Here is a 271-nt window from a genome sequence, read left to right on the forward strand (position 1 = left end):
CCTCAATGCGGCGCATTGAGAGTCAGGCGCATGTGCCGGTTGACGTCCTTGTACAGCAGGTAGCGGAAGCGCCCCGGGCCGCCCGAATAGCAGGCCTGCGGGCAGAAGGCGCGCAGCCACATGAAGTCGCCGGCCTCCACCTCGACCCAGTCCTGGTTCAGGCGGTACACCGCCTTGCCTTCCAGCACGTACAGGCCGTGCTCCATCACGTGGGTCTCGGCGAAGGGGATCACGCCGCCCGGCTCGAAGTTGACGATGTTGACGTGCATGT

The 271-nt window shown here is 65.3% G+C and carries 1 protein-coding gene; it reads right to left on the bottom strand.

Translation table 11 applies throughout. The features are described 5' to 3' along the window. Positions 1-2: 2 nt before the first annotated feature. Positions 3-271 (bottom strand): cupin domain-containing protein (locus ACLJNW_RS25300; RefSeq protein ID WP_410961377.1); only part of this gene is annotated, 269 nt, incomplete at its 5' end.

The sequence above is a fragment of the Salmonella sp. SAL4457 genome (assembly GCF_046548235.1).
GTDB lineage: Bacteria > Pseudomonadota > Gammaproteobacteria > Enterobacterales > Enterobacteriaceae > Salmonella > Salmonella enterica.